The organism is Candidatus Hodgkinia cicadicola (assembly GCF_002774925.1).
Genome location: NZ_NXGO01000067.1, coordinates 1 through 1,759 on the forward strand (window position 1 = coordinate 1; position 1,759 = coordinate 1,759).

Annotated in this window: 2 protein-coding genes; both read right to left on the bottom strand. The window is 33.0% G+C overall.

The window, feature by feature from the left end; genetic code table 4:
* Positions 1–374: 374 nt before the first annotated feature.
* Positions 375–1,382 carry a ferredoxin reductase domain-containing protein gene (locus tag MAGTDC_RS02745; RefSeq protein WP_192573141.1) on the bottom strand — a complete coding sequence of 336 codons (1,008 nt, stop codon included), beginning with the start codon at positions 1,380–1,382 and terminating at the stop codon, positions 375–377.
* 191 nt (positions 1,383–1,573) lie between these two features.
* Positions 1,574–1,759, bottom strand: a 186-nt coding sequence (locus MAGTDC_RS04845) for a hypothetical protein (protein WP_278046955.1), incomplete at its 5' end; no start/stop codon positions are given.

The following is a 1,759-nucleotide window of genomic DNA, read 5'->3' on the forward strand; positions in this document are numbered from 1 at the left end:
ATCAAACGTTTGGATTAATTTAAAACAAGATGGTAGTGACTGATGTCACATGGAGGTTGGTTAACATCAAGTGTTGTAAGCCGTCAATAAAGTTTCCACTTATCTATATTATAAATATCATAAAACCACAATATACCAAATGTTATACCTTAAGATGTTATACCGAATAGTTCGGATATGGATTATAATGGTTTAATAAACAATGAACTAACTGATAAAATGTTAACAACGTTCGAAGATCTTAATAACCCATGATTAACAACAAAGTAATGATAAGAATTTATTCGCTTGTAATCCGTTAAGGATGTTGGCTTATGTGACGGTAAGATACTGAACGATTAAACGTTTAGTTTCGATAAGATTAATAAATAGTGTTAATAACAGGATTGTAGATGAAATGGTGAAGATATCGAGCAATTAAAACTTAATAGTGCCATAGTATGTTCGTTCGAAGGATCCATCTTTAACCATTTTAATAAGCTGTTAAGTTCCGAAATCAATTTAAACGTCTGATCAACAAATATCTTTTCGTATACAAAATCACCTGGATAACGTACACTTCCCTCGTTGTAACCTAATGACTTCAACAGATTTAAACCACTCAACGTTGTTTCTTTCGAACCGCATATCATAAATCTATCCATCTTATCAAAATTATATGTGTTTAAATCAGCTATAAGTGTTCCGGATTTTATCAACCATGTTAATTCACCAGAATATGGATATGGTTCATGTGTTACACTTAAATAAATTCTCAGTTTATGTCTTGCATATGGCTTGACCTGCGGTGTTTGTCTTAGTTGCTTCAGCTTATCACTAAAATATTGAAGTTCTTGAATATATTTACAAGTCATAACAACTATAACTTCGTTGAAGTTGGCATATGTTTTTGGTTCTGATATTATACTACTAACAACCGCTACTCCAATGTCCGTACATAACAGAAACAAACGGTTACCCGGATTCAGTGCTTCCATAACCAAACATCCTGACGTTTTCTTCTTAATTATGACTGAACTACTAGTGGTAATCATTTTGAGGAACGATGAAAACAAATCATTCGGTGTTACCATTGAATAAAATTCTAACTTGTTAGACCATGTCGGACTACATATATAATAATCTCTGAATACTAATTCACCTCTGATTACCAAACCCATCGTTACATACTCACCGGATCTAAACCCAAACATTACCAATCTCTCGGTTGTAAAACTGAACAGTGTACTTGTGTAACGAGTAACTCCTAAGACCGATGCCAAGATATAACCATCTAAAGATATTATTTTGTTTATTTTATACTCCATTGGTACCAATCCGACGACTAGTTGTCGTTGTGTGTTTAACAGATTATCCGTGGTCGTTGTTAACATGTTGGTCATTGATGTTATAACATTTTACAGATATGAATACATCTATCACTAAACATTAAATAAATACTCGATACCCCGATTAATCGTTTCAACGGAATGTCGGATACAGTTAATATATTTGCTAAACATATATTTGGTACTAATCCCGATGATTTTGTTCCTCTAAACATCCAGATCCAATCAGCCACCGAACAAACATGTTAACTTTTTGTTGTTATTTTAACAGACCGAATACGGATATGACTTACCTCGTTGTGTTTGAGTACCAAACGTTCGAACCGACAACAATGAGTTATAATTAACAGATTTACTACCAACAACATACCACAACCGAATAAATTAAACATATGAGTATATTGATCGAACTTATCCATGTTGGTTTTGTC